19 protein-coding genes are annotated in these 22,167 nt (G+C 67.3%); 9 read left to right on the top strand and 10 right to left on the bottom strand.

Annotated elements, in window-relative coordinates:
* The first annotated feature begins 244 nt into the window (after positions 1 to 244).
* Positions 245 to 1,624 carry a DEAD/DEAH box helicase gene (locus JNG39_RS02570; protein ID WP_368309491.1) on the top strand — a complete coding sequence of 460 codons (1,380 nt, stop codon included), beginning with the start codon at positions 245 to 247 and terminating at the stop codon, positions 1,622 to 1,624.
* Here the strand turns inward: JNG39_RS02570 and rimJ are convergent.
* On the bottom strand, positions 1,621 to 2,175 hold the full coding sequence (rimJ, locus tag JNG39_RS02565; RefSeq protein WP_368309490.1) for a ribosomal protein S5-alanine N-acetyltransferase: 555 nt from the start codon (positions 2,173 to 2,175) through the stop codon (positions 1,621 to 1,623). The two genes, JNG39_RS02570 and rimJ, sit on opposite strands and share 4 nt — an antisense overlap.
* Positions 2,172 to 3,020: an S-formylglutathione hydrolase gene (gene fghA / locus JNG39_RS02560; protein ID WP_368309489.1), complete on the bottom strand. Its 849-nt coding sequence runs from the start codon at positions 3,018 to 3,020 to the stop codon at positions 2,172 to 2,174. Before fghA ends, rimJ begins: the two co-directional genes overlap by 4 nt.
* 147 nt (positions 3,021 to 3,167) lie before the next feature.
* Here fghA and JNG39_RS02555 point away from each other — a divergent pair, with 147 nt between their 5' ends.
* Positions 3,168 to 4,988: a DEAD/DEAH box helicase gene (locus JNG39_RS02555; RefSeq protein ID WP_368309488.1), complete on the top strand. Its 1,821-nt coding sequence runs from the start codon at positions 3,168 to 3,170 to the stop codon at positions 4,986 to 4,988.
* A gap of 220 nt (positions 4,989 to 5,208) precedes the next feature.
* On the opposite strand, the gene JNG39_RS02550 is transcribed toward JNG39_RS02555, so the two are convergent.
* Together JNG39_RS02550 and JNG39_RS02545 are read right to left on the bottom strand one after the other, a co-directional pair.
* Positions 5,209 to 5,550 carry a YkgJ family cysteine cluster protein gene (locus JNG39_RS02550; RefSeq protein ID WP_368309487.1) on the bottom strand — a complete coding sequence of 114 codons (342 nt, stop codon included), beginning with the start codon at positions 5,548 to 5,550 and terminating at the stop codon, positions 5,209 to 5,211.
* A 4-nt stretch (positions 5,551 to 5,554) separates the two neighbouring features.
* Positions 5,555 to 6,421 (bottom strand): neutral zinc metallopeptidase, encoded by an 867-nt coding sequence (locus tag JNG39_RS02545; RefSeq protein WP_368309486.1) that lies wholly within the window; start codon positions 6,419 to 6,421, stop codon positions 5,555 to 5,557.
* Between the two features lie 104 nt (positions 6,422 to 6,525).
* Here JNG39_RS02545 and JNG39_RS02540 point away from each other — a divergent pair, with 104 nt between their 5' ends.
* Entirely contained in the window at positions 6,526 to 6,957 is a 432-nt protein-coding gene (locus JNG39_RS02540) for an MAPEG family protein (protein ID WP_368309485.1), read from the top strand.
* A 119-nt stretch (positions 6,958 to 7,076) separates the two neighbouring features.
* On the opposite strand, the gene JNG39_RS02535 is transcribed toward JNG39_RS02540, so the two are convergent.
* Together JNG39_RS02535 and JNG39_RS02530 are read right to left on the bottom strand one after the other, a co-directional pair.
* Complete coding sequence (locus tag JNG39_RS02535) at positions 7,077 to 7,982, bottom strand: hypothetical protein (RefSeq protein ID WP_368309484.1); 906 nt, start codon at positions 7,980 to 7,982, stop codon at positions 7,077 to 7,079.
* A 112-nt stretch (positions 7,983 to 8,094) separates the two neighbouring features.
* Positions 8,095 to 9,663, bottom strand: a complete 1,569-nt coding sequence (locus tag JNG39_RS02530) for a TerC family protein (RefSeq protein ID WP_368309482.1) — start codon at positions 9,661 to 9,663, stop codon at positions 8,095 to 8,097.
* 119 nt (positions 9,664 to 9,782) lie between these two features.
* Between JNG39_RS02530 and JNG39_RS02525 the strand changes: the two genes are divergently transcribed.
* Entirely contained in the window at positions 9,783 to 10,556 is a 774-nt protein-coding gene (locus tag JNG39_RS02525) for a lysostaphin resistance A-like protein (protein WP_368309481.1), read from the top strand.
* Here the strand turns inward: JNG39_RS02525 and JNG39_RS02520 are convergent.
* On the bottom strand, positions 10,546 to 11,151 hold the full coding sequence (locus JNG39_RS02520; RefSeq protein ID WP_368310795.1) for a class I SAM-dependent methyltransferase: 606 nt from the start codon (positions 11,149 to 11,151) through the stop codon (positions 10,546 to 10,548). The genes JNG39_RS02525 and JNG39_RS02520 overlap by 11 nt on opposite strands.
* A gap of 97 nt (positions 11,152 to 11,248) precedes the next feature.
* Here JNG39_RS02520 and JNG39_RS02515 point away from each other — a divergent pair, with 97 nt between their 5' ends.
* The 3 genes from JNG39_RS02515 to JNG39_RS02505 all read left to right on the top strand — a co-directional run bounded on the left by JNG39_RS02515 (position 11,249) and on the right by JNG39_RS02505 (position 14,333).
* Positions 11,249 to 11,545: a hypothetical protein gene (locus JNG39_RS02515; protein WP_186448205.1), complete on the top strand. Its 297-nt coding sequence runs from the start codon at positions 11,249 to 11,251 to the stop codon at positions 11,543 to 11,545.
* 80 nt (positions 11,546 to 11,625) lie between these two features.
* The gene (locus JNG39_RS02510; RefSeq protein ID WP_368309479.1) at positions 11,626 to 13,134 is read left to right on the top strand and encodes a DUF1800 domain-containing protein; all 1,509 of its coding nucleotides are present in this window, start codon (positions 11,626 to 11,628) and stop codon (positions 13,132 to 13,134) included.
* An 8-nt stretch (positions 13,135 to 13,142) separates the two neighbouring features.
* Positions 13,143 to 14,333, top strand: coding sequence for a DUF1501 domain-containing protein (locus tag JNG39_RS02505; RefSeq protein WP_368309478.1), 1,191 nt, complete (start codon positions 13,143 to 13,145; stop codon positions 14,331 to 14,333).
* Here the strand turns inward: JNG39_RS02505 and JNG39_RS02500 are convergent.
* From JNG39_RS02500 to JNG39_RS02490, 3 genes are all read right to left on the bottom strand, one after another.
* Positions 14,330 to 16,147 (bottom strand): glycoside hydrolase family 15 protein, encoded by a 1,818-nt coding sequence (locus JNG39_RS02500; protein WP_368309477.1) that lies wholly within the window; start codon positions 16,145 to 16,147, stop codon positions 14,330 to 14,332. The two genes, JNG39_RS02505 and JNG39_RS02500, sit on opposite strands and share 4 nt — an antisense overlap.
* Before the next feature lie 168 nt (positions 16,148 to 16,315).
* A complete protein-coding gene (locus JNG39_RS02495; protein ID WP_368309476.1) occupies positions 16,316 to 18,544 on the bottom strand; it encodes a DUF5916 domain-containing protein in 2,229 nt (742 codons plus the stop codon).
* A gap of 83 nt (positions 18,545 to 18,627) precedes the next feature.
* A complete protein-coding gene (locus JNG39_RS02490; RefSeq protein WP_368309475.1) occupies positions 18,628 to 19,515 on the bottom strand; it encodes a LysR family transcriptional regulator in 888 nt (295 codons plus the stop codon).
* A 98-nt stretch (positions 19,516 to 19,613) separates the two neighbouring features.
* Between JNG39_RS02490 and JNG39_RS02485 the strand changes: the two genes are divergently transcribed.
* Both JNG39_RS02485 and JNG39_RS02480 read left to right on the top strand, forming a co-directional pair.
* A complete protein-coding gene (locus JNG39_RS02485) occupies positions 19,614 to 21,038 on the top strand; it encodes an aldehyde dehydrogenase family protein (RefSeq protein WP_368309473.1) in 1,425 nt (474 codons plus the stop codon).
* Positions 21,039 to 21,178: 140 nt separating this feature from the next.
* A complete protein-coding gene (locus JNG39_RS02480) occupies positions 21,179 to 22,090 on the top strand; it encodes a peptidylprolyl isomerase (protein WP_368309472.1) in 912 nt (303 codons plus the stop codon).
* The last annotated feature ends 77 nt before the right edge of the window (positions 22,091 to 22,167 follow it).

The following is a 22,167-nucleotide window of genomic DNA, read 5'->3' as shown; positions in this document are numbered from 1 at the left end:
CCAGGGGGCAAGGCACGGCCACCCGTTGTGCGCCGCAATATGCTATGCTGCGTCAGTCGTGCCGCCGCTATCGACTCCCTTGCGGAGCTTCAGGCGAGGATTCTCCTTCATCCCGCCGCGTTCCCCCACCCCCGAACAGCGCACGCGACACCGGCCAGCCCACCGCCCTCTGCGGTGCGCAGCCGCCGAATTCATAACTCGCAGCGCGGTTCCAGGGAACGCTCGGGTCACGCAGGAGTTTTCCATGTCCTTCGATTCGCTGGGCCTTGCGCCCGCGTTGCTGCGCGCCTTGTCCGAGGCCGGCTACGAAAAGCCCACGCCCATCCAGGCCGCCGCCATTCCCGAGGTGCTCGCCGGCCACGACCTGATGGCCGCCGCGCAGACCGGTACCGGCAAGACCGCCGCCTTCGCGCTGCCGCTGCTCCACCGGCTCGCCTCCACGCCGCTGCGTGAAGGCCGCCGGCCGATCAGCGCGCTCATCCTCACGCCCACCCGCGAACTCGCCGCCCAGGTGCAGGAAAACCTGCGCGACTACGGCAAGCACCTGCGCATCTCCAGCACGGTGATCTTCGGCGGCGTAGGCATGGGCAACCAGCTCCACGCCCTGCGTCGCGGCGTCGACATCGTGGTGGCCACCCCCGGCCGCCTGATCGACCACATGCAGCAGCGTTCCGTCGACCTGTCGAAGGTGGACGTGCTCGTGCTCGACGAAGCCGACCGCATGCTCGACATGGGCTTCCTGCCCGCGCTCAAGCGCATCCTCGCCGCCGTGCCGCCCAAGCGCCAGACCCTGCTCTTCTCGGCCACCTTCGCGCCGGAGATCAAGGCACTCGCCCAGCAGTTCATGCGCGATCCGCGCGAGGTGTCCACCACGCCGGCCAACACCGTCGCCAACACCATCACGCACCGCGTGCATCCGGTGGATGCCGCGCGCAAGCGCGATCTCCTGCTGCACGTGCTCGCCCAGGACAGCCGACGCCAGACCCTGGTGTTCAGCCGCACCAAGCACGGCGCCGACAAGCTCGTGCGCCATCTCGAAAGCGCGGGTATCCGCGCGGCCGCCATCCATGGCAACAAGAGCCAGAACGCCCGCACGCGTGCGCTGGGCGATTTCAAGAGCGGCAAGGTGACGGTGCTCGTGGCTACCGATATCGCCGCGCGCGGCATCGACATCGACCAGCTTCCGGTCGTGATCAACTTCGACCTGCCGATGGTGGCCGAAGACTACGTGCATCGCATCGGCCGCACCGGCCGCGCGGGCGCGGAAGGCCAGGCGATCTCGCTGGTGAGCCACGACGAATCGGGCCTGCTGCGCGATATCCGCCGCCTTCTGAAAACCGACCTGGAGATGGTCGCCGTGGACGGCTACGAGCCGAGCACGCCGCTGCGCCTCGACGCCGGCGCGCCCCGTCCGAAGCAGCAGCCGCGCCAGGCCGGCGGCGGCTCGTCCCGCGCCCCGCGCGAGGGCGGCGGCCAGCAGGCCCGCCAGGGCGGTGGCCAGGGTCGTCCGTCGCATCGTCCGCACGGCCATCCGCCGGCGGCCAGCGCAGGGGACGGCGGTCCGAAGCGTCGCCGTCGTCGTCGCGGCGGCGGCTCGTCCGCCAGCAGCGGCGGCAAGGCCTAACCTTCCGAGCGGATGCGCGCGGTGAGGACGTGGTCTTCCCATAGACCATCGATCTTCAGGTAACGCCGCGCGTAGCCTTCTTTCTCGAAGCCCAGGCGCTCGAGCAGGCGCCCGCTGCGCTCGTTCCGTGGCATGTAGTTGGCCATGATCCGATGGAAGTCCAGCGGGCCGAAGGCGTAGCGCACGGCACTGTCCAGCGCTTCGAACATCAGCCCCTTGCCCTGGTGGCGCTGGGCGATGCCGTAGCCGACGTGGCACGCCTGGAAGACGCCGCGCACCACGTTCGCGAAGGTGAGGCTGCCGATCATCTCGCCGCCGTCGGGCGTGAGCACGGCGAAGGGATACCCCCGATCGGCGCGAGCCGCTTCCAGCGACGCTTCCACCGCCTGCCGGGCGCCGTCGATCGCGTAATGCGACGTCGTCCGCAGCGGTTCCCAGGGGCCGAGATGCTCGCGGTTTTCCACGCGATAGCGTTGAAGCAATTCCGCCTCCTCGATGTCGAGCAGGCGGATGATGGTACGGGGCGTGCGGATCCTTACCGGTTCGCTCATACCGCCAGGGCCGCCGCATGATGGCGGAGGTGGTCCTCGATGAAGGTCTGGATGAAGTAATAGCTATGGTCGTAGCCGGGGTGCATGCGCAGTTCGAGCTTCTGCTCCGCTTCGTCGCAAGCCGCCTCGAAGCGCTGCGGCTGCAGCTGGTCGACGAGGAACCCGTCGGCCTCGCCCTGGTCGACCAGGATGGTGCCGTCGAAGCGCGCTCCTCCCTTCACCAGCGCCGTGGCGTCGTGGGCTTCCCATGCCTTGCGGTCGTCGCCGAGGTAACGGGAAAAGGCCTTCCGTCCCCAGGGCACGCTGGCCGGAGCGACGATGGGCGCGAACGCCGACACCGAACGGAACCGGTGCGGATTGCGCAGTGCCAGGGTCAGCGCGCCGTGGCCGCCCATGGAATGGCCGACGATGCCCTGGCGGTTCATGTCGAGCGGGAAACGCTCGGCCACCAGGCGCGGCAGCTCGTCCACCACATAGCTGTACATGCGGAAGCGCGCCGCCCAGGGCTCCTGGGTGGCGTCGAGGTAGAACCCGGCGCCCTCGCCGAACTCCCAGTCGCCGGTCGCCCCGGCGATGCCGGTGTCGCGGGGACTGGTGTCGGGCATGACCAGGGCGATCCCCAGCTCGGCGGCCACGCGCTGGGCGCCGGCCTTGGTGGTGAAGGTCTCGGCGGTGCAGGTCAGGCCGGCGAGGTACCACAGGACCGGCACCGGGCCCTGCCCGGCCTGGGGTGGCAGGTAAACGGCAAAACGCATGGAGCCGCCGCAAACCTCCGAGTCATGGGTGTAGAACCCCTGTGTCCCCTCGAAACACCGCTGCTCCGAAACCGCCTGGATCGTCGTCATACCGCCATTCCCATACGAAACTGACCGATAAGTCTAATGCCGGCAGAGAAAACGGCCACGCCCTACTTGGTATGACCCTGATCGCTGCTACAATAACGTTACTGCCCGGCGCCGAATCCGCCGCCGCGCCCCTCCCCTGAGGTCGCCATGTCATCCCCCGATACAGACAACGCTCCGGCCCTGCCCGGTTTCAGCGCGCTTGCGCTCGACGAGAACGTCGTGCGCGCGCTGACCGAGGTGGGCTACGAGACCCCCTCCCCCATCCAGGCCGCCACCATCCCGCCGCTGCTCGAAGGCCGCGACGTCATCGGCCAGGCCCAGACGGGCACCGGCAAGACGGCCGCCTTTGCGCTGCCGGTGCTGTCGCGCATCGACCTCAAGCCGGGCAAGCCCCAGGCGCTGGTCCTCGCGCCCACCCGTGAGCTGGCCATCCAGGTCGCCGAGGCCTTCCAGAAGTACGCCACCTACCTGCCCGGCTTCCAGGTGCTGCCGATCTACGGCGGCCAGAGCTACGGTCCGCAGCTGCAGGGGCTGAAGCGCGGCGCGCAGATCGTGGTCGGCACGCCCGGCCGCATCATCGACCATCTCGACAAGGGCACGCTGGATCTCTCGGCCCTGAAGTTCGTGGTGCTCGACGAGGCCGACGAGATGCTGCGCATGGGCTTCATCGACGACGTCGAGAAGCTGCTGCAGGCCACGCCGGCCCAGCGCCAGGTCGCCCTGTTCTCCGCGACCATGCCGGCGCCGATCCGCCGCATCGCGCAGACGTACCTGAAAGACCCGGTCGAAGTCACCATCAAGAACAAGACCACCACCGCGGCGAACATCCGCCAGCGTTACTGGTGGGTGAGCGGCGTGCACAAGCTCGACGCGCTCACGCGCATCCTCGAGGCCGAGAGCTTCGACGCGATGATCGTCTTCGCGCGCACCAAGTCGGCCACCGAGGAACTCGCCAGCAAGCTGCAGGCGCGCGGTTTCGCCGCCGCCGCCATCAACGGCGACATGGCGCAGGCCCAGCGCGAACGCGTGATCGACCAGCTGAAGACCGGCAAGCTCGACATCCTGATCGCCACCGACGTCGCCGCTCGCGGCCTCGACGTGGACCGCATCAGCCACGTGCTCAACTACGACATCCCGCACGACACCGAGTCCTACGTGCACCGCATCGGCCGCACCGGCCGCGCGGGCCGCAACGGCGAGGCCATCCTGTTCGTCACGCCGCGCGAGCGCAACCTGCTCCGCCAGATCGAGCGCGCCACGCGCCAGCCGATCGAACAGATGCAACTGCCCACCATCGAGGCGGTGAACGACACGCGCGTGAACAAGTTCAACCAGCGCATCGTCGATACGCTGGCCACGGGCGACCTCGGCCTGTTCCAGCAGCTGGTCGAGAAGTTCGAGCAGGAGCACAACGTGCCGGCGATCGAGATCGCCGCGGCCCTCGCGCGCATCGCCCAGGGCGACCAGCCGCTGTTGCTCGAACCGCCGGCCAAGCGTGAGTACACCGAGCGTCCGCCGCGCGAGTTCGACCGCGAGCGTAACGATCGGGACTTCAGCGACCGCCGCCCGGTACGTGAGGGCATGCGCCAGCCGCGTGCGCACGTGACGGAAACCGGCAAGAAGACCTATCGCATCGAGGTCGGCCACGAGCATGGCGTGAAGCCGGGCAACATCGTGGGCGCCATCGCCAACGAGGGCGGTGTCGACGCCAAGTTCATCGGCCGCGTCAGCATCCGCGACGACTACAGCCTGATCGACCTGCCCGACGGCATGCCGGCGGAAACCTTCAACCACCTGAAGAAGGTGTGGGTGGCCCAGCAGCAGCTGCAGATTCGCGAATGGGACGGCACGGAGCAGCCGCAGAGCGGCGGCGGTGGTGCGCCACGCCCTCGCGGCAATTTCCGGCCGCAAGGTGCGCGCCCGAGCGGCGGTAGCGGTGGCGGCAAGCCGCCGCGTCGCAAGTACTGATGCATCGAAAAGCCCGGCTCGCGCCGGGCTTTTTCGTCGAAGGGCTGAAGAGCCCGATCACCGTTTCCGCGATAACCGGGCGCAAGGCGCTGGGCTCCTGCGTACGCAGGAGCGACGAGCCGCAAGATCACATGTCGCGTAAAAATTGACTCACGTCGCTCCTGCGTTCGCAGGAGCCCAGCGCCCCGCATCCGTTCGCCGCGAAACCGGTGATGCGGCTCTACGGGAAATCCGCAGGCGTCAACGGCGCCATCCCATGCCGCAAGCGCGCCTTGTCGCACTGCGGACTCGGCGTACCGTCCTCCCAGGCGGGCTTCAGGTCGTGGCACGGCGACGGCCGCACCGCGTACACGCCGCAATGCGCGGCCACGCCCACCTCGCCCACGAGCGACCCGCAGCGCGGTTCATAGGCGTTGGTGCCGTGCATGTTCACTCGATGCGCATCGAGCCGTTCGGTGAGCGCGGCCGGCACGATGCCGCCGGCCGCGTCAGTTTCCATCCAATGGAAGGCGACCCGGTAAGTCGCGCAGCAAGCGCCGCAGCGCAAGCACGGGTGTGTCATGGCCTCAGATCGAACCCGAGAACGTGTTGCACTTGCCGATGTCACCGCCCTCGAAACCGGTCTTGAACCAGTGCACGCGCTGGGCCGAGGTTCCGTGCGTGAAGGAATCGGGCACCACGCGGCCCTGGGCCTGCTCCTGGAGCGTGTCGTCGCCGATGGCCGTGGCGGCATTCAACGCCGACTCGATGTCGCCCGGTTGCAACCAGTGCTGGCGCTGCTGGGAATGGTTGGCCCATACGCCGGCGAAACAATCGGCCTGGAGTTCCTGGCGCACGGACAGCCCCGTGGCACCCTCCATGCTCGCGCCACGTCGCCGCGCCTCGGCGGCCTTGTCGAAAATGCCGACGAGATTCTGCACGTGATGGCCCACCTCATGGGCGATCACGTAGGCGCGGGCGAAATCGCCCGATTCGTGGAAGCGTCGCTGCATTTCCTGGAAGAAGTCGAGGTCGAGATAGACCTTGTGGTCGCCGGGACAATAGAACGGGCCCACCGCCGACGAGGCGGAGCCGCAGGCCGTGCGCACGGCACCATGGAACAGCACCAGCTTCGGCTGCTCGTAACGCTGGCCGTTCGCGGCAAAGATCTCGCCCCAGGTGTCCTCGGTCTCGCCCAGGATGGCGCGGACGAAATCCACCTGCGGATCGTTGGCATCCGCCGCCTGGCGAGGCTGGCTCTGGCTGGGCGCCGCGTTGCCGGGATCGCCCTGCCCGAGCAGGGCGGTGGGATCCTTGTAGAACACGGCGCCCAGGATGGCGAGGATGATGATGCCGCCGATGCCCAGGCCCCGCCCGCCGCCGAACGAGGGACCGCCTCCACCGCCGCCCGCGTCTTCCACGTTGTCGCTTCTACGGCCTTTCTGCCACAGCATGGTTGCCTCCTCCCTCGAATGCGTCCTCGCGAGACGCGGTCCGCATGATCGCACGGCGCGTTGCCGCTACACTGCCCCGCTACCGTTGTCCCCCGGATCGTTTCATGACCAGTCAGCTCCCCGCCGTCGTCACCCTGCTTACCCTGCTCCTGATGTTCTACACGGTGGTCATCGTGGGCAGGGCACGCGAGCGCTACGGTATCAAGGCGCCGTCCATCTCGGGAGACCCCTCCTTCGAGCGGGCCTGGCGGGTACAGATGAACACGCTGGAGAACGCCGTGATGTTCATCCCGGCACTCTGGTTGGCGGCCCAGTACGTGGATCCGCTGTGGGCGGGCATCGCCGGGCTGATCTGGCTGGCCGGCCGCGTCTGGTACGCCGTGGCTTACCTCAATGACGCCACGCGTCGCGGCCCGGGCTACATCGTGTCGATGGTGGCGTGGGCCGCCCTGATGCTGATGGCCGCCGGCGGGATGGGCATGGCCATCATGGAAAACAACGCGGCGGCAGCTTCCTCGGAGGATGCCGCGCAATAACGCCGGCGTTTGCATGGAGGCACCCCGTCATGCCTCTTCGGAAGTCCACGACGCCATCGATCTGGCGTCGTCGCCGCACCGGGGGGCCGGTGCGACGATCGATCGTTGCTAGAACACGGTCAATGTCGCGTTACCGGCACGGGACGTGCCTGATCGGCCTCGTTGTAGCCGAAAAGCACCGGCTGGCCGGGATCGGTGGGAAAACGCACTTCGATGATCGGGCGCCAGATACCGCCGACGTCGTTCATGCGAACCTGCAAGGCGCGGGCCCGCTCCAAGGCGGATACCGGGTTGGAGAAAGGCCCGGCGCGATAAAAGAACGCCTCGATCGGCGCGATGTCCGGCTGATCGTGTGGCCACGAAAACGCGACCAGTTCGTTGTATCCGTTGCGGGGCTCGTGCTTCACGAGGTATTCGCGCATCAGTTCGGGGAAGTGCGAGAAGACCACCGCGCGATCCGGCGCGGTGAGGTCGAATCCGCATTGCCAGCTCCCGGCCTGGTTGGGCTTCTGCGGGTTGCGATCCATGTGCGCGAACCAGGCGGCCGCCGTCGTGATGCCCTGCGGTTGGCATGGACCGCTTTCGGGATTGCCCGGTTCATCGAACCCCCCGCAACGGGAGGGGCGGAAATCGGTGAACGCATTGAGCACGTACGCACATTGCACGTTGATCGGCCGCTTGCCGAACTGCACGGACCTGTCGGCGGGGTAGTAGAACATGCCGGCCTGGGGCGGATACATTCCGGTGATCGGCGCGTCACGCCGGAACCACGACATCGGCACGCCGTCGTCCGCGAACGGCTGCCACGGATCGCGATCGTCGGAGGATTCCAGGAGGACACCGGTGCAGCGCACCGCCGGCTCGCCCCGGCAGTCGATCGAGAGATCGTTGTAGCGGTTCATGAGATTGACGACGGTACCGGGACCGTCCGGCCCGTCCAGCACGGCCCTGGCCGTGGAATGACCGGGAGGCTGCGGCGAAGGGCATGCGCCGAGGGCGCAACCGAGCATGAGGGCTAGGTACATCGTTTAAAGCTCCAATAGTAAAGAGACGTTCCTTGTCGTCGCTTCCTGTTGCTCCTTGATGCGGTACGTCATACCCGACGGCCGCCGCATCATCGGCCGTCGGATGCGGCGATTACGTATCGCCGTCCATCGGCAAGGCCAGCACCCTGACCCGTTGGATGCGTGCACCTTCCATCGCCTTCACTTCGAAAGCAAGGCCGTCGGCCTCGAAGCTATCTCCCACGCCGGGCAAGCGCCCAAGCCGCTGAAGCACGAATCCCGCCAGGGTTGAGAAATTCCCTTCGCCTGCGCCCGGAAGACGGTGGCCGAGCAGATGCTCCACGCGGCGCGCGTCGAGGCTGGCATCGAGCAGCCATGCGCCGTCCGGTTCGCTTACCGCGGAGGGGTCGCCCTCGCGGCCTTCGTTGGGGAATTCGCCCGCGATGGTCTCCAGCACGTCGGCGGGCGTCACCAGGCCGAGAATGCTGCCGTATTCGTCGACCACCAGGGCCACCTGCAACGATGCGCGGCGGAATTCGTCGATCAGGCGCAGCACGCTCAACGACTCCAGCACCGTGACGGGTTTGCGCACCACGGAGTCTTCCAGGCGCCCGTGATCGTTGAGGCTGGCGAGGAGATCGCGCGAGGAGACCACGCCCACCAGTTCGTCGAGGTCGCCGTTGGCGACCAGCATCCAGTGATGCGACGACTCGCGCGCTTCCTCGAGGAGGTTGCCCAGTTCGTCGGACGGATCGACCCAGACGATCTCGGTACGCGGCGTCATGATCGATCGCACGGGACGCTGCGAGAGGTCGAGCACCCCCTGAACCATCTCCAGCTCGTCCTTGCCGAACACCGACGCCTCGGCAGCCTCGGTCGGCGCGCCGCCCGGCTCGGCCTCGTCCTCCGGACGCCCGCCCAGCAGGCGCAGTACCGCCTTGGCGGTGCGGTCGCGCATGGAGCGTCCGCCGACCAGCAGCGAGCGGCGGCGGTTGCGCCGCATCGTCTGGTTGAACGCCTCGATCATGATCGAGAAGCCGATCGCCGCGTAGAGATAGCCCTTGGGGATGTGGAAGCCGAACCCTTCGGCGATGAGGCTGAAGCCGATCATCAGCAGGAACGACAGGCACAGGATCACCACCGTGGGCCGCGCGTTCACGAAGGCGGTGAGCGGCTTGCTGGCGGTGATCATCAGCGCCATGGCGATCACCACGCCGATCATCATGATCGACAGGTGGTCGACCATGCCCACGGCGGTGATCACCGAGTCGAGCGAAAACACCGCGTCGAGGATCACGATCTGCAGCACGGTGAGCCAGAAACTGCCGCGTCGCGCGCCCTTGCCCTCGTGGTCTTCCGACGCCTCCAGGCGCTCGTGCAGCTCGAGCGTGGCCTTGAACAGCAGGAAGGCGCCGCCGACCAGGAGGATGAGGTCGCGCCAGGACAAGCCGAAGCCGTTCCATTCGAACAGCGGCGTGGTCAGCGTGACCAGCCAGGACATCGCCGCCAGCAGGCACAGGCGCATGACCAGGGCCAGGCCCAGGCCGAGCAGCCGGGCGTGGTCGCGCTGTCGCGCGGGCAGCTTGTCGGCGAGGATCGCGACGAAGACGAGGTTGTCGATGCCGAGCACGATCTCCAGCACGATCAACGTGAGGAGACCCGCCCAGGCGGAAGGGTCGGCTAGCCAGTCGAATACAAACATGGGCCGGCGCGCAGGGCGCCCGTTCTCTCCTTAAGGGACGCAACACTATACAGGGGCCGCGCGACGGACCGTGCCGACCTGCCGTTGCGCGGCGCGGCAAGCCTCGGCTAGGGTGCCGCATGCCCCACGATTCCGCATCCCCTGCCCTTTCCATGGACGCCGATCTGTCCGCCCCGCCGGAGCGCGTGCCCGGCCTGGTCGAGACGCTTCTGTGCATCCTCGGTTACTTCGCGCTCCAGTTCGGCTTCGGCGGCCTTTTCGGCGCCCTCTCGCAGCTGATCTCGCGGCAGTTTCCGCAGAACGTGCCCGCCGCCCCCGACCGCCTGATCGTGGTGGTGATCCTCACCCTGATCTGTTCGGCCACCATCACCATCGCCGTGCTCGTCCGCCGATGGGGCGCCCGGGCCACCGAGGGAGGCCTCTCCGGGCTGGGCTTCACTCCCCCGGACGGCCGGCATATCGCCTTCGCCACGGTGCTGGGCTTCGCCGCCCCGATCCTCGGCGGCCTGCTCACCTCGTGGCTGGCTGGCGGCCACGACGTGAGCCAGGCGGTCAGCGACATCGCCGACAAGGCCCACCTCGGCATGCGGGCCGCCCTGGTCCCCATCGCCGTGGTGGTGGGCCCCCTCGTGGAGGAAGTGCTCTTCCGCGGCGCCTTCCTCGCCACGCTTCGCGCCCGCATGGGCGATGGGGGAGCCATCGCGGTCTCGGCGGCCGTGTTCGGCCTGGTGCACCTGCCCGACCTGGACTGGCTCTGGTACGCGGTGCCCAACCTCGTGCTGGTGGGCCTGTTCTGCGCCTGGCTGCGCGTACGCAGCCGGTCCATCTGGCCGGCCTTCGTGACCCATGCCGTGAACAACGCCATGGCCACGGTCGGCTGGTTCATGCGCTAGCGCAGGTCTCCAGCGCCGCGACCCGCCGGGCCAGCGTCGGCCCGGCATAACACTGCGACCCCACGGGCAGCAGGCCCACCTCCCTGAACGCCTCGCGGTACCAGCGCGCCGGACGCCCCTGGAAACCCTCGCGATCGCCGCCGGGATCGTCCTCGCGCGTATAGACCTCGAGGAACGCCAGCCCCTCGAGCATCTCGGCGACGCCGGTCAGGCCGGCGCGGATTTCGGCCGGCTTCAGGTAATGCAGCACATCGGTGCAGACGATGAGGTCGAACGGCGTGTCGAAGCGCAGTTCGGCGAGCTGGCCGAAGCGGGCGTAGCCGATATCGCGACTGCGCCCGTAGCGGGCCACGGCGTATTCGCTGGCTTCCAGCCCCCGGTAGGCGATACCCGGCCGCAGACGGCGCAGCACGGCCCGCCAGGGCGCCTCGCCGCAACCCACGTCGAGCACGTTGCGCACCGGCCGGCCCAGGTAGAACTCGGCCTGCCCCAGCACCATCGCCACCTTGCGGCGGAGCTCGGCAGGGGAACGCACCGCGTGGTCGGCGCTGCGGTACCACTTGTCGAAATAGGCCTGGTCGTAGGTCTTGGACATATCGCGTGCCGACTGGAAAACCGCCATGTTAGCGGTCCCTCCACTTCGGGCATACACTCGTCCGGGCAGCATCTCGCCATCGCCCCAGGAGAGTCACATGCCCCGTATCCAGTTGCGCATCACCGGCGATCGCGACGTGTTCGACGACGTGATCACCGCCCTCCACGGCATCGACGGCATCGAGCGCGTCGAGGAGGTCGACGATTTCATGAACGATTTCCGCGACGACTCCAGTTCGCAGAACCTGTCCGACGACATGAGTTCGAAAACCTACACCGTCGAGGTGGAATCGCCGCGCAGCAAGCTGGAACGCGTGCGCGAGGTCGCCGAGGAAACCGCGGGCACCCGCGAAGCGGCGATCGAATTCGTCGACCCGGACGAAAACGAGATCTGAACGGTCGAGTTCGCGAAGCGGTAAACCATTCGCCCCCCTTCTCCGTTTCTTGGGCATCGTCCCCCGAGAACGGAGGTTCCATGCGATCGCTCGTCGCCGCATGCCTGTTCGCCTTCGTCGCCCTGCCGGCGACGGCTACCGATACGGCCCTGTCGAAAGAAGATGCGGCCTGGCTGAACCGGGTCACCTTCGGCGCGGATTCGGCCACCGTCGCGAGTTTCCGCGACCTGGGCAAACGCCGTTTCCTCGACCGCCAGTTGCATCCCTCGCGTGACGGGCTACCCGCCGCGGTGAACGCGCAGATCGCGAACCTCGACGTCATGAAGACGCCGACCGCCACCTTGCTCGCGCAGGTGCGCGACCGGTATCGCGAGATAAAGGACATGCCCGACGGCGATGCGAAGCAACAGGCGCGCAAGGCCTTGCAGAAGCAGGGCAACCAATACGCGCAGGAAGCGCAGTCCGCCGAACTGCTCCATGCGATCTACGACGAAAACCAGCTGCGCGAACAGTTGGTGTGGTTCTGGCTGAATCATTTCAGCGTGTTCCAGAACAAGGGCCGCGTGCGCTGGCTGGTGGCCGACTACGCGCAGAACACGATCCGCCCGCATGCCCTGGGGAAATTCCGCGACCTGGTGATGGCGACGCTGAAAAGTCCCGCCATGCTCGAATACCTCGACAACGCGCAGAACGCGCGCGACAAGGTCAACGAGAACTACGCGCGTGAACTGATGGAACTGCACACGCTCGGCGTCGGCTCCGGTTACACGCAGACCGATGTGCAGAATCTCGCGCGCATCCTCACCGGCGTGGGCGTGAACTTCGACGGCCAACCGCGGAAGATCCGGCGCGATCTCCAGCCGTACTACGTCCAGGAAGGCGTCTTCGAGTTCAACCCGAACCGTCACGACTTCGACGACAAGGTTCTGCTCGGCCATACCATCAAGGGAGGCGGTTTCGACGAGGTGGAGAAAGCCGTGGACCTCATCGTGAGCCAGCCGGCATGCGCCACCTTCGTGTCCACGAAACTGGCGAAGTACTTCGTCTCGGACGACCCGCCGCCGGCCCTCGTCGACGCCATGGCCAGGACGTTCCGGCGCAGCGACGGCGACATCGCCGAGGTCATGAAGACGATGCTCACCGCGAAGGAATTCACCGCGTCGCTCGGCAAGCGCTACAAGGATCCCACCCAGTTCCTCGTCTCCACCCTGCGGCTCGCCTACGACGGCAAGCCGGTCGAGAACCCGCGCCCGCTGGTGAACTGGATCAACCAGCTCGGCCAGGCGCCCTTCGGTCGCATCACGCCGGATGGCTGGCCGTCGGCCGATTCGGAATGGTCCAGTTCCGGCCAGGTGGCCAAGCGCTTCGAGATCGCGCGTGCCATCGGCAGCGGCGCCAACCACCTGTTCGACCTCGACGAGAACGGCACGCGCCAGCGCGGCGGCTTTCCGCAGCTGACCACGCCCACCTATTACGCCACCCTCGATCCCTACCTCGGCCCGAAGACGCGCAACGCGCTGTCACAGGCCACCTCGCAGCAGGAGTGGAACACGTTCCTGCTCTCGTCCCCCGAATTCAACTACCGCTGAGGCCTCCCATGGACCGCCGCCGGTTTCTCCTCACCCTCGCCGCCACCGTGCCCGCCCTGACCCTGGGCGGCAAGGTGTTCGCGGCGCCCGCCCATGCGCCACGCTTCCTGCTCGTGTTCCTGCGCGGCGGCTACGACGCCAACAACCTGCTTGTACCGTACGCCAGCGATTTCTACTACGAGTCGCGGCCGAACATCGCGCTGGCCAAACCCACGCCCGGCGATCCCGCGTCGGTGCGCGCGCTGGACGCGAACTGGGGCCTCGCCCCCGCGGTCGCGCAGACGATGGGCCCGCTGTGGGACAGGAAGCAGCTCGCGTTCATTCCCTTCGCCGGTACGGACGATCTCTCCCGCAGCCATTTCGAAACGCAGGACAACATCGAGGGCGGCGAAGCCGGCGATACGCGGCGCTATGCCTCCGGCTTCATGGGCCGCCTGAGCGGCGTGCTGCGCGGCGTGCCGCCCATCGCCTTCACCGATGCGCTGCCGCTGTCCTTCCGTGGCGCGGGCGACGTGCCCAACGTTTCGCTCAAGGGCGGCGGCAAGGCCGTATTCGACGATCGACAGTCGAAGATCCTCGCCTCGATGTACCAGGGCACGGCGTTGCAGGCCGCCGCCACCGACGGGCTGCAGTTGCGCCAGGACGTGGCGAAGGACCTGCAAACCGAAATGGTGGCCGCCAGCCGTGGGGCCGTGAACGCGCGCGGTTTCGCCCAGCAAGGGGAGCGCATGGCGACGCTGATGCGCGACCGCTTCCGCCTCGGCTTCGTCGACGTAGGCGGTTGGGATACCCACGTCAATCAGGGTGGTGCCAACGGCCAGCTCGCCAACAATCTCGACAACCTCTCGCAAGGTCTCGCCGCCTTCGCCGACGGTCTCGGCGAGAAAGAGTGGAACGACACCGTGGTGGTGGTGGTCTCCGAATTCGGCCGCACGTTCCGCGAGAACGGCAACAAGGGCACCGACCATGGGCATGGCACCGCCTACTGGGTGCTCGGCGGCAAGGTGGCGGGCGGCCGCATCGCCGGCCGGCAGGTGGCGGTGAACGCGGGAAGCCTGCTGCAGGACCGCGACTACCCGGTGCTCAACAATTACCGCGAGGTGCTCGGCGGCCTCATGCGGCGCATGTACGGTCTGTCCGACGCGGATCTCGGCACCGTCTTCCCTGGCGCCAAGGCCACCGATCTACAGCTGGTCTAGGGCTGCCAGACCTGCCCTTCCGGGTGGGCGAGCTGGCGGTCGAGGTAATAGGCCGCGCTGATGAAGGCCAGGTGGGTGAGCGCCTGCGGGAAGTTGCCCAGTGGGTCGCCGCGCCAGCTCAGCTCCTCGGAAAACAGGCCGAGATGGTTCGCATACAACACGCCGCGCGCCATGATGGAACGCGCTTCGTGCAGGCGTCCCGCACGTGCCAGGCACTCCACGTACCAGAACGTGCAGGTGGTGAACGCACCCTCGCCCCCTTCCAGCCCGTCCGCGTTGCGATAGCGGAACACCATGCCGTCGTCGGTCAGCTGGGTACCGATGGCATCCAGCGTCGCCAACCAGACCGGATCGGTCGCTGACACGAAACGCATCAGGGGCATCATGAGCAGCGAGGCGTCGAGGTCGTCGCCGCCCCGGGTCTGCACGAAATAGCCGTGCTCGGGATGACGGAAGTTGGCCCAGATGTCCTCGGCGATGCGGTCGCGCTCGGTGATCCAGTCCACGATGGGTGCGGGCAGCGAGCGCTTTCCGGCCAGTCGCACGGCGCGGTCCAGCGCCACCCAGCACATCAGGCGCGAGTGGAGGAAATGGCGCGGCTTGTCGCGGATTTCCCAGATGCCTTCGTCGGCGTCCCGCCAATGGCGCGACACGTGGTCGACGATCGTTTTCACGTGAGCCCAGCCCGCGTGGCTGATCGCCGTGCCGTACTTGTTCGACAGGTAGATGGCATCCATCAGTTCGCCGAAGATGTCCAGCTGGGTCTGCGTGCGCGCCGCGTTGCCGATGCGCACCGGCTGCGAATTCGCGTACCCCGCCAGGTGGTCGAGCGTGGCTTCCTCCGCCGCCTCGCTACCGTCCAGCGCATACATGATGTGCAGCGCGGAATGTTCTCCCAGGTTTCCGATCCGGGTCTCGACCCAGTCGCGGAAATGCTCGGCCTCGTTGACGTATCCCATCCGCATGAAGGCATACACGGTGAACGACGCATCCCGGATCCATGTCGCCCGGTAATCCCAGTTGCGTTCCGCCCCCGTGGCCTCGGGCAGGCCGAACGTGGCCGCCGCCGCGATCGAGCCGTGGCGGTGCGAGGTGAGCAGCTTCAGCACGAGTGCGGAGCGGTCCACCCGTTCGCGCCAGCGGTCCCGATAGGTGGAGCGACGCATCCAGCGGCGCCAGGCATCCAGCGTCGCCCCGAAGGCGTGGCGGCATTCCGCTTCGGTAAACGGATCGCATTCCTCGTCGCAGAGTACGAACCAGGCGTTCTCCCCGGCTGCCAGCGAAAATCGCGCCTCGGCCTCGCCGTCGCCCACCCTCAGGGGCACCGTCGCGCCAAGCCGTACCGACGCGCTCGCCGCATGGAAGACCACCGTGTCGCCATAGGCCTCCGCTTCAGGCACCTGGCGTGCGTAGTCGAGGCGGGGCCGGCAGCGCACATGGATGTCCACGTTGCCGCGTATCACCTTGACGCAGCGCACCAGGCTGCGCGGCACGCGCGAGTCGATCTCCGGATGCGGCATGAAGTCGGTCAGTTCGACGCTGCCCGCCTCCGACATCCATCGCGTGATCAGCACGTTCGTTTCGGGCACGTAGAGCTGCATGCGCCGCGCATCCGCCAGCGCGGGCTCCACCGTGAATTCGCCGCCCTCTTCCGGATCGAGCAGGGCGGCGAAGATCGTGGGGCTGTCCATGTGCGGCCAGCACAGGTAATCCACCGTGCCGTCGATCGCCACGAGGGCGGCGGTATCCATATTGCCGACAATGCCGTGGTCGCCGATGGTTCGGCCGGGCATGGGGTTGTCGCGACGAGGCACGCGGGTCTCCCGAAGGTTTCGGGGATTGATGCCATGCGCGGCGTGAACTGCTTGTCGTTCTTGCGAAAGCGGGGACCGGGCACGTTGAATCCGGTTTCTGCGCGCGGACGCCTATGCGAAAACCGGATACCGGGGCGCTGGATTCCTGCGTGCACAGGAATGACGGGGTCAGAACTCCAGTCGGTATGCCACCTTGACCAGCCCCTCTTCCACGTCCTTCAACCCGAACCCCCGCTGGAACTGGTTGCCCAGCGCATCGTCCGTGTCCTGTTCGTAACCGCCGCGGTTGTAGACGATGTAGAGGTTCGACAGCGGCGCGATCTCGTAGCGGTAGCGGATCTGGAATCCCAGGTTGGCCACACCCAGGCCATCTACCGGATCGTCCACCGGGACGGCCCGGCCATTGGGCGCGATCCGGTAGGCCTGGCGCAGCTTTGCCCCCACAGCGAGCGTCTGCAACTTCACGCGCAGCTCCTGCCGGTTACCGATGTTCCAGTTCACGCCGCTGTCGATGCCGAACGTGCGACCGTCGTAGGAGCCCACGAGGTTGTCGTGCTGCCAGATCAGCCAGTCGGGGTCCCATTCGTAACTCGCGCCGGTGAACACGCTGAAGCCGTCGGTGATGAAATAGGTGGGCGTGAACTTGAGGTAATAGCTCAGGCGATGCAGGCCGCTGAGCTGGTTGCCCATGACATAGCCCTCGGCTTCCCAGGCCCAGCGACCCGAGCGCGGCTGCTCGCGGTCGAAGTAGAGCCGCCCCGTGCGCGGCGTGCGCAATGCGTTGCCGCCACGGGTCAGCAGGTCGTCGTAGGCCGAGGTGAACAGGTCGAGCCGGAGCTGCTCCACGCCACCGTCACGGCGCTGGCTGTCGCGCTGGAAGCGGAAGCGGCGGGAAATGCGCCGGCCGTCGGAGTCGTCCGCCTGCGAGATGCGGTAATGCCACAGGTGCGAGGCGTAGGCCGAATCGGCGGGCAGGTCCGTGATGCGCTGGCGCACTTCCCAGTGCAGGTACGTCATGTCGTTGCGCGGCAGGTAGCCGAAATCGTCGATCTCCAGGTGCTTGCCGAAGTACATGCCCAGCCACTGCTGGCTCCACGTATCGTTCATTTCCCAATACGCGATGCTGGTGGCACCGAAGCCCTTGCTGTTCTCGCCGGGCTGGTCGATCTTGCTGCCGACGATGTTGCTGGTGAGGGTGAACGACTTGTTGGGCTGCCAGCGATGATCGAAGCCGAGCACGTTGGCATCGCGATCCAGGTAGGGGTGGTTCACCCGCGTGGCGAGCATGCCGAAGGTCTGCGTGCCGAAGTCGTGCAGCAGGCGCAAGGCACCGAACGAGCGCCCGGCGTCGCCCTTCTCCTGCGCGGTGAGGATGCCGTAGCTCGTACCGCCCACGCTGCCGTTGAGCTTCACCGCCGCGGAGATGTCGGCGGGCCCGTGGCCGTCGTCCGACAGGCCGCCCACGCGGCGGGTGTAGACCAGCTGGGAATAGTCGTCGAGCAGGCTGAAATCGAAGATGCCCTGGTTCTCGGTGAAGAACGGGCGTTTGTCGGTGAAGAAGGTTTCCGTCGGCGAGAAGTTCACCACGAGGTCGTCGCTTTCGACCTGGCCGAAATCGGGATTGATGGTGGCGGTGAGCTGGGTCTGGCCGTTCGGCTTCCATTGGATGTCCGCGCCCTGTTCGAACGAGGTACCGCCGTGGGCGCGATCCGTGCGCGCCACCACGTAGGGCGTCACGGCGAACAGCGACTGCGAGTACGCGGGCAGTTCCACGCGCTGGAAGCTCGACAGGAAACGCCCCTGGTCGAAACTCACCGCCGGCCAGGCCACGCGCTCTCCCGTCGCCGCGATGATGCGGTCGATGTAGAGGCCGATACGCCGCGTGTCGCCGGGCGCCTTGTGCATCGGTGCGATGTACCAGGGGATGAGCACTTCCACCGAATAGCCATCCGCGTCCTGGGTGACTGCGTGTTCCCAGTTGCCGTCCCAGTCGTAGCTGAAGTCGGATTCGTTGGTGATGATCTCGTCGGCGATGCCGCCCTGGGATTTCACCTCGAAGTCGTAACCCACGCGACCGTCGCCGTTGAAATCCACCATCACGTTGATCCGGTCGACGCGGGCGTCCTCGTCGCGGCGGGTCTGCTGCATCGACCGCGGGATGCCCGCCGGCTGGGTCACGCGAATGGCGACGGCCAGGCCCTTGGGCGTCGACAGCACCCAGGCCTCGGTGGGCTGGTTGCCCGGCTTGCCGGTCAACGGCTGGGTCTGGCGGAAATCGGTGATGTGCTGGGCCCCGGCCCATTCGGCCGCGTCGATGCGTCCGTCGATCGTCACCTCGGCCGCGTGGGCGGCACAGGCGCAGGACAACAGGGCGAGCAAGGTGAGGCGACGGCGCATGAACTTCCCGATTCGTTAGGACTTGCGGAAATGGATGCCCCCCAACGCCCGAAGGTTGTGCATGACCCATGGCCCATGCGTTTTCAGTCGTTTTCCCGGATGAGGTCCACCAGGGCACGCAACGCGGCCGGCACGTGGCGACGGCCGGGGTAGTAGAGGCACAGGCGATCGAACGGCGGCGTCCAGTCGTCCAGCACGCGTTCCAGCCGCCCCTCGGCCAGGGCATCCACCACGTCGTATTCGCTCAGGTAAGTGAGGCCGAGGCCCGCCAGGGCGGCTTCGCGCATCAGATGGGGCTCGTCGAGGGTCACGGGGCCGTGCGTTTCCACGGTGACCGCCTCGCCGTGTTTTTCGAATTCCCAGTGGTAGATGTGCCCGGAGGCCATGCGCGCGCGGATGCAGGCGTGGCGGGCCAGGTCGGCCGGGCTTCGCGGCCGTTCGTGGCGCGCGAAATACGACGGCGAGCCGACCACCGCGTAGCGGATGGGCGCACCCAGGGGCACCGCGACCATATCGCCGGGCACGGTATCGAGCGTGCGGAAGCCCGCGTCGAAGCCGTCGCGCACGATATCGACCAGGCGGTTGTCGGTCACCAGGTCGACGTGCACGCCGGGATACCGCTGCATGTAGGGGATCAGCAAGGGCCCCATCAGCCGCCGGGCGGCGCCGGGCGCCAGGTTGATCCGCAAGGTCCCGCGGGGTGCGCCGCCATCGTCGCCGATCCGCTCCATCGCCCCGCGGATGCCCGCCACGGCCGGCGCGACGTCGGCCACGAAACGTTCCCCCGCTTCCGTGAGTCGTACGCTGCGCGTGGTGCGATGGAACAGGCGCGCTCCCAACCGGGATTCGAGCGCCGCCACGGCCTGGCTGGCGGCGGACGTGGAGAGGTCCAGTTCGGCGGCGGCGCGGCGGAAGCTGCCGTGCCGGGCAACGGCCAGTACGGCTTCGAGTTCGGTGAGCCCGCTTCGCATTGTCCGCCCCCGCTTAACAACCCATTCGGTTCTGTGCAGCTTATCAGGCCAATCATCAGGCCACATTCTTCGATGCGTCCCCCTACCGGAGCAAACCCATGCACAGCATCGACCAGGTCTTCATCGATGGCGCTTTCGTCGAACCCCACGGCACCGAGCGCTTTGAATTATTCAATCCCGCCACCGAGGCCGTCATCGGCACGGTGCGTCTGGCCGACGCGGACGACGCGCGCCGAGCCATCGCCGCGGCCAAGCGCGCCTTTCCCGCGTGGTCGCGCACCACCGTGCAAGAGCGCATCGCCCTGCTCCGCCGCATGCACGACGCGATGGCCGCCCACGAAGATGAGCTGTTGGCGGCCGTGATCGAAGAATACGGCGCGCCGTCGGCGCGTTCGCGCTGGATGGCGCAGTTCCCCGCGCAAGTGTTCCTGCAGGCCATCGACGCCCTCGAAAACTACGCGTTCGAACGGCGCCTCGGCAGTGCGCGCGTCATCATGCAGCCAGCCGGCGTGGTGGGGCTCATCACGCCCTGGAACAGCGATGCCGGTTTCATCTGCGGCAAGCTCGCCACGGCGCTGGCGGCCGGTTGCACAGCGGTCATCAAACCCAGCGAGATGAGCGCGTTGCAGACGAGCGTGGTGATGAAGGCCCTGCACGAAGCCGGTGCCCCTGCCGGCGTGTACAACATCGTGACCGGACGCGGCGACGTCGTCGGCGCGGAAATCGTCGGCAGCCCCGACGTGCGCAAGATCTCGTTCACCGGCTCCACCGCCGTGGGCAAGGGCATCCTGCGCGCGGCGGCCGACGACGTGAAGCGCGTCACGCTGGAGCTGGGCGGCAAGTCGCCCAGCGTGATCCTCGACGATGCCGACTTCGCCACCGCCGTGCCGATGGCCGTGATGGCCGGTTTCATGAACAGCGGGCAGGCCTGCATCGCGGGCACGCGTCTCCTCGTGCCACGCTCGCGCCTCGCGGAGTTCGAGGCGAAAGCCACCGACGTGGTGAACGCCGTGGTCTCCGGCGATCCGTCGAAGGCGGACACCGAGGTCGGCCCGATGGTGAGCCGCAAGCAGTGGGAACGCGTGCAGGGCTACATCCGCAAGGGCATCGAGGAAGGCGCCCACCTGCTGGCCGGTGGCGAGGGCCGCCCCGACGGTTACGACCGCGGCTGGCTCGTGCGGCCCACCCTGTTCACCGACGTGCGCAACGACATGACCATCGCGCGGGAGGAAATCTTCGGGCCGGTGCTGTCGATCATCGCCTACGACGATGATGAAGACGCCATCGCCATCGCCAACGACACCGCCTATGGGCTGCAGGCCTATGTGATGTCTTCCGATAGCGAGCGCGCCGCGCGCGTTGCCGCCCGGATCGATGCGGGCCGCGTGCTGGTCAATACGCTCACGCACGAGCCGAAGGCGCCGTTCGGCGGGTTCAAGCAATCGGGACTGGGGCGGGAATACGGGGAATTCGGCCTCGAAGCCTATCTCGAACCCAAGGCCGTACTGGGCCTTGCCGTCTGACGGCACGCCCTTCGCCGACGCGATCGGCTCCCACCCCTTCGGTAGCGACTCACCACCGAAGGGGTGGGAGCCGGGCCCGAGCGTTCCCCATCCCGGTACGGCCTGCTAAGGTCGCACGACGCATTCACCCAGGGGATCCCATGCTCGCCCGTACCTGCCTCGCGCTCGCCCTCCTGCTCGCCCTGCCCGCCGTCGCCGAGGAGGCGAAGAAGACGCCCACGCCCAAGGAACTGCTGGCGAAATCCTCGCCCGCCGAATGGCGCACGCCCGATCCGAAGAACCTTGTCTACATGGATCTTCCGCAGGGCCGGGTCGTCATCGAACTGGCCCAGGACTGGTCGCCCGAGCACGCGGCCAACATCCGCACGCTGATCCGCGAGCATTACTTCGACGGCACGCAGGTGATCCGCGTGCAGGACAACTTCGTCACCCAATGGGGCGACCCGGACGGCGACGACAAGAAGAAGGCCAAGAGCCTGGGCTCGGCCAAGGAGACGCTGCCGCCGGAATTCACCCGCAAGGGCGGCAAGTATGCGTTCACGCCGCTGCCGGACGGCGACGTCTACGCACCCGAAGTGGGTTTTTCCGACGGCTTTCCCGTGGCTCGCGACGCGAAGGCCGGCGAGGCGTGGATCGCGCATTGCTACGGCACGGTGGGCGTGGCCCGCGATACCGGCGCGGAAACGGGCAACGGCAGCTCGCTCTACGCCATCATCGGCCAGGCGCCGCGCAACCTGGACCGCAACCTCGCGGTAGCGGGCAAGGTACTCAAGGGCATGGATCTTCTCTCGGCCTACCCGCGCGGCGGCGAGCCGATGGGTTTCTACGACAAGCCCGCGCAGCGCGTGACGATCCGGAGCGTGCGCCTCGCGGCCGACGTGCCCGAGGCCGAGCGCACGCCGATCCAGGTGCTGCGCACGGACAGCAAGACCTTCGCGGCCCTCGTGGAAGCCAAGCGTAATCGCAAGGACGATTTCTATACGCGACCGGCGGGGAAGATCGACCTGTGCAACATCAACGTCCCGGTGCGGGATCCGGCGAAGAAATCCTGAGCGCCCTTTCGCCGATACGATCGGCTCCCACCCCTTCGGTAGGAAAGCCCACTACCGAAGGGGTGGGAGCCGATCGT

The sequence above is a fragment of the Luteibacter sp. CQ10 genome, assembly GCF_040900725.1.
GTDB lineage: Bacteria > Pseudomonadota > Gammaproteobacteria > Xanthomonadales > Rhodanobacteraceae > Luteibacter.
This window is presented reverse-complemented; position numbering and strand designations above follow the sequence as displayed.

Bases quoted from the DNA above. Each gene is read 5' to 3' on its own strand.
- JNG39_RS02490 (WP_368309475.1), bottom strand. From the start codon at position 19,515: ATGCGAAGCGGGCTCACCGAACTCGAAGCCGTACTGGCCGTTGCCCGG.
- JNG39_RS02525 (WP_368309481.1), top strand. From the start codon at position 9,783: ATGCCCCACGATTCCGCATCCCCTGCCCTTTCCATGGACGCCGATCTG.
- JNG39_RS02555 (WP_368309488.1), top strand. From the start codon at position 3,168: ATGTCATCCCCCGATACAGACAACGCTCCGGCCCTGCCCGGTTTCAGC.
- JNG39_RS02545 (WP_368309486.1), bottom strand. From the start codon at position 6,421: ATGCTGTGGCAGAAAGGCCGTAGAAGCGACAACGTGGAAGACGCGGGC.
- JNG39_RS02535 (WP_368309484.1), bottom strand. From the start codon at position 7,982: ATGTACCTAGCCCTCATGCTCGGTTGCGCCCTCGGCGCATGCCCTTCG.
- JNG39_RS02550 (WP_368309487.1), bottom strand. From the start codon at position 5,550: ATGACACACCCGTGCTTGCGCTGCGGCGCTTGCTGCGCGACTTACCGG.
- JNG39_RS02540 (WP_368309485.1), top strand. From the start codon at position 6,526: ATGACCAGTCAGCTCCCCGCCGTCGTCACCCTGCTTACCCTGCTCCTG.
- JNG39_RS02510 (WP_368309479.1), top strand. From the start codon at position 11,626: ATGCGATCGCTCGTCGCCGCATGCCTGTTCGCCTTCGTCGCCCTGCCG.
- rimJ (WP_368309490.1), bottom strand. From the start codon at position 2,175: ATGAGCGAACCGGTAAGGATCCGCACGCCCCGTACCATCATCCGCCTG.
- JNG39_RS02570 (WP_368309491.1), top strand. From the start codon at position 245: ATGTCCTTCGATTCGCTGGGCCTTGCGCCCGCGTTGCTGCGCGCCTTG.
- JNG39_RS02505 (WP_368309478.1), top strand. From the start codon at position 13,143: ATGGACCGCCGCCGGTTTCTCCTCACCCTCGCCGCCACCGTGCCCGCC.
- JNG39_RS02485 (WP_368309473.1), top strand. From the start codon at position 19,614: ATGCACAGCATCGACCAGGTCTTCATCGATGGCGCTTTCGTCGAACCC.
- JNG39_RS02530 (WP_368309482.1), bottom strand. From the start codon at position 9,663: ATGTTTGTATTCGACTGGCTAGCCGACCCTTCCGCCTGGGCGGGTCTC.
- JNG39_RS02495 (WP_368309476.1), bottom strand. From the start codon at position 18,544: ATGCGCCGTCGCCTCACCTTGCTCGCCCTGTTGTCCTGCGCCTGTGCC.
- JNG39_RS02515 (WP_186448205.1), top strand. From the start codon at position 11,249: ATGCCCCGTATCCAGTTGCGCATCACCGGCGATCGCGACGTGTTCGAC.
- JNG39_RS02520 (WP_368310795.1), bottom strand. From the start codon at position 11,151: ATGTCCAAGACCTACGACCAGGCCTATTTCGACAAGTGGTACCGCAGC.
- JNG39_RS02480 (WP_368309472.1), top strand. From the start codon at position 21,179: ATGCTCGCCCGTACCTGCCTCGCGCTCGCCCTCCTGCTCGCCCTGCCC.
- fghA (WP_368309489.1), bottom strand. From the start codon at position 3,020: ATGACGACGATCCAGGCGGTTTCGGAGCAGCGGTGTTTCGAGGGGACA.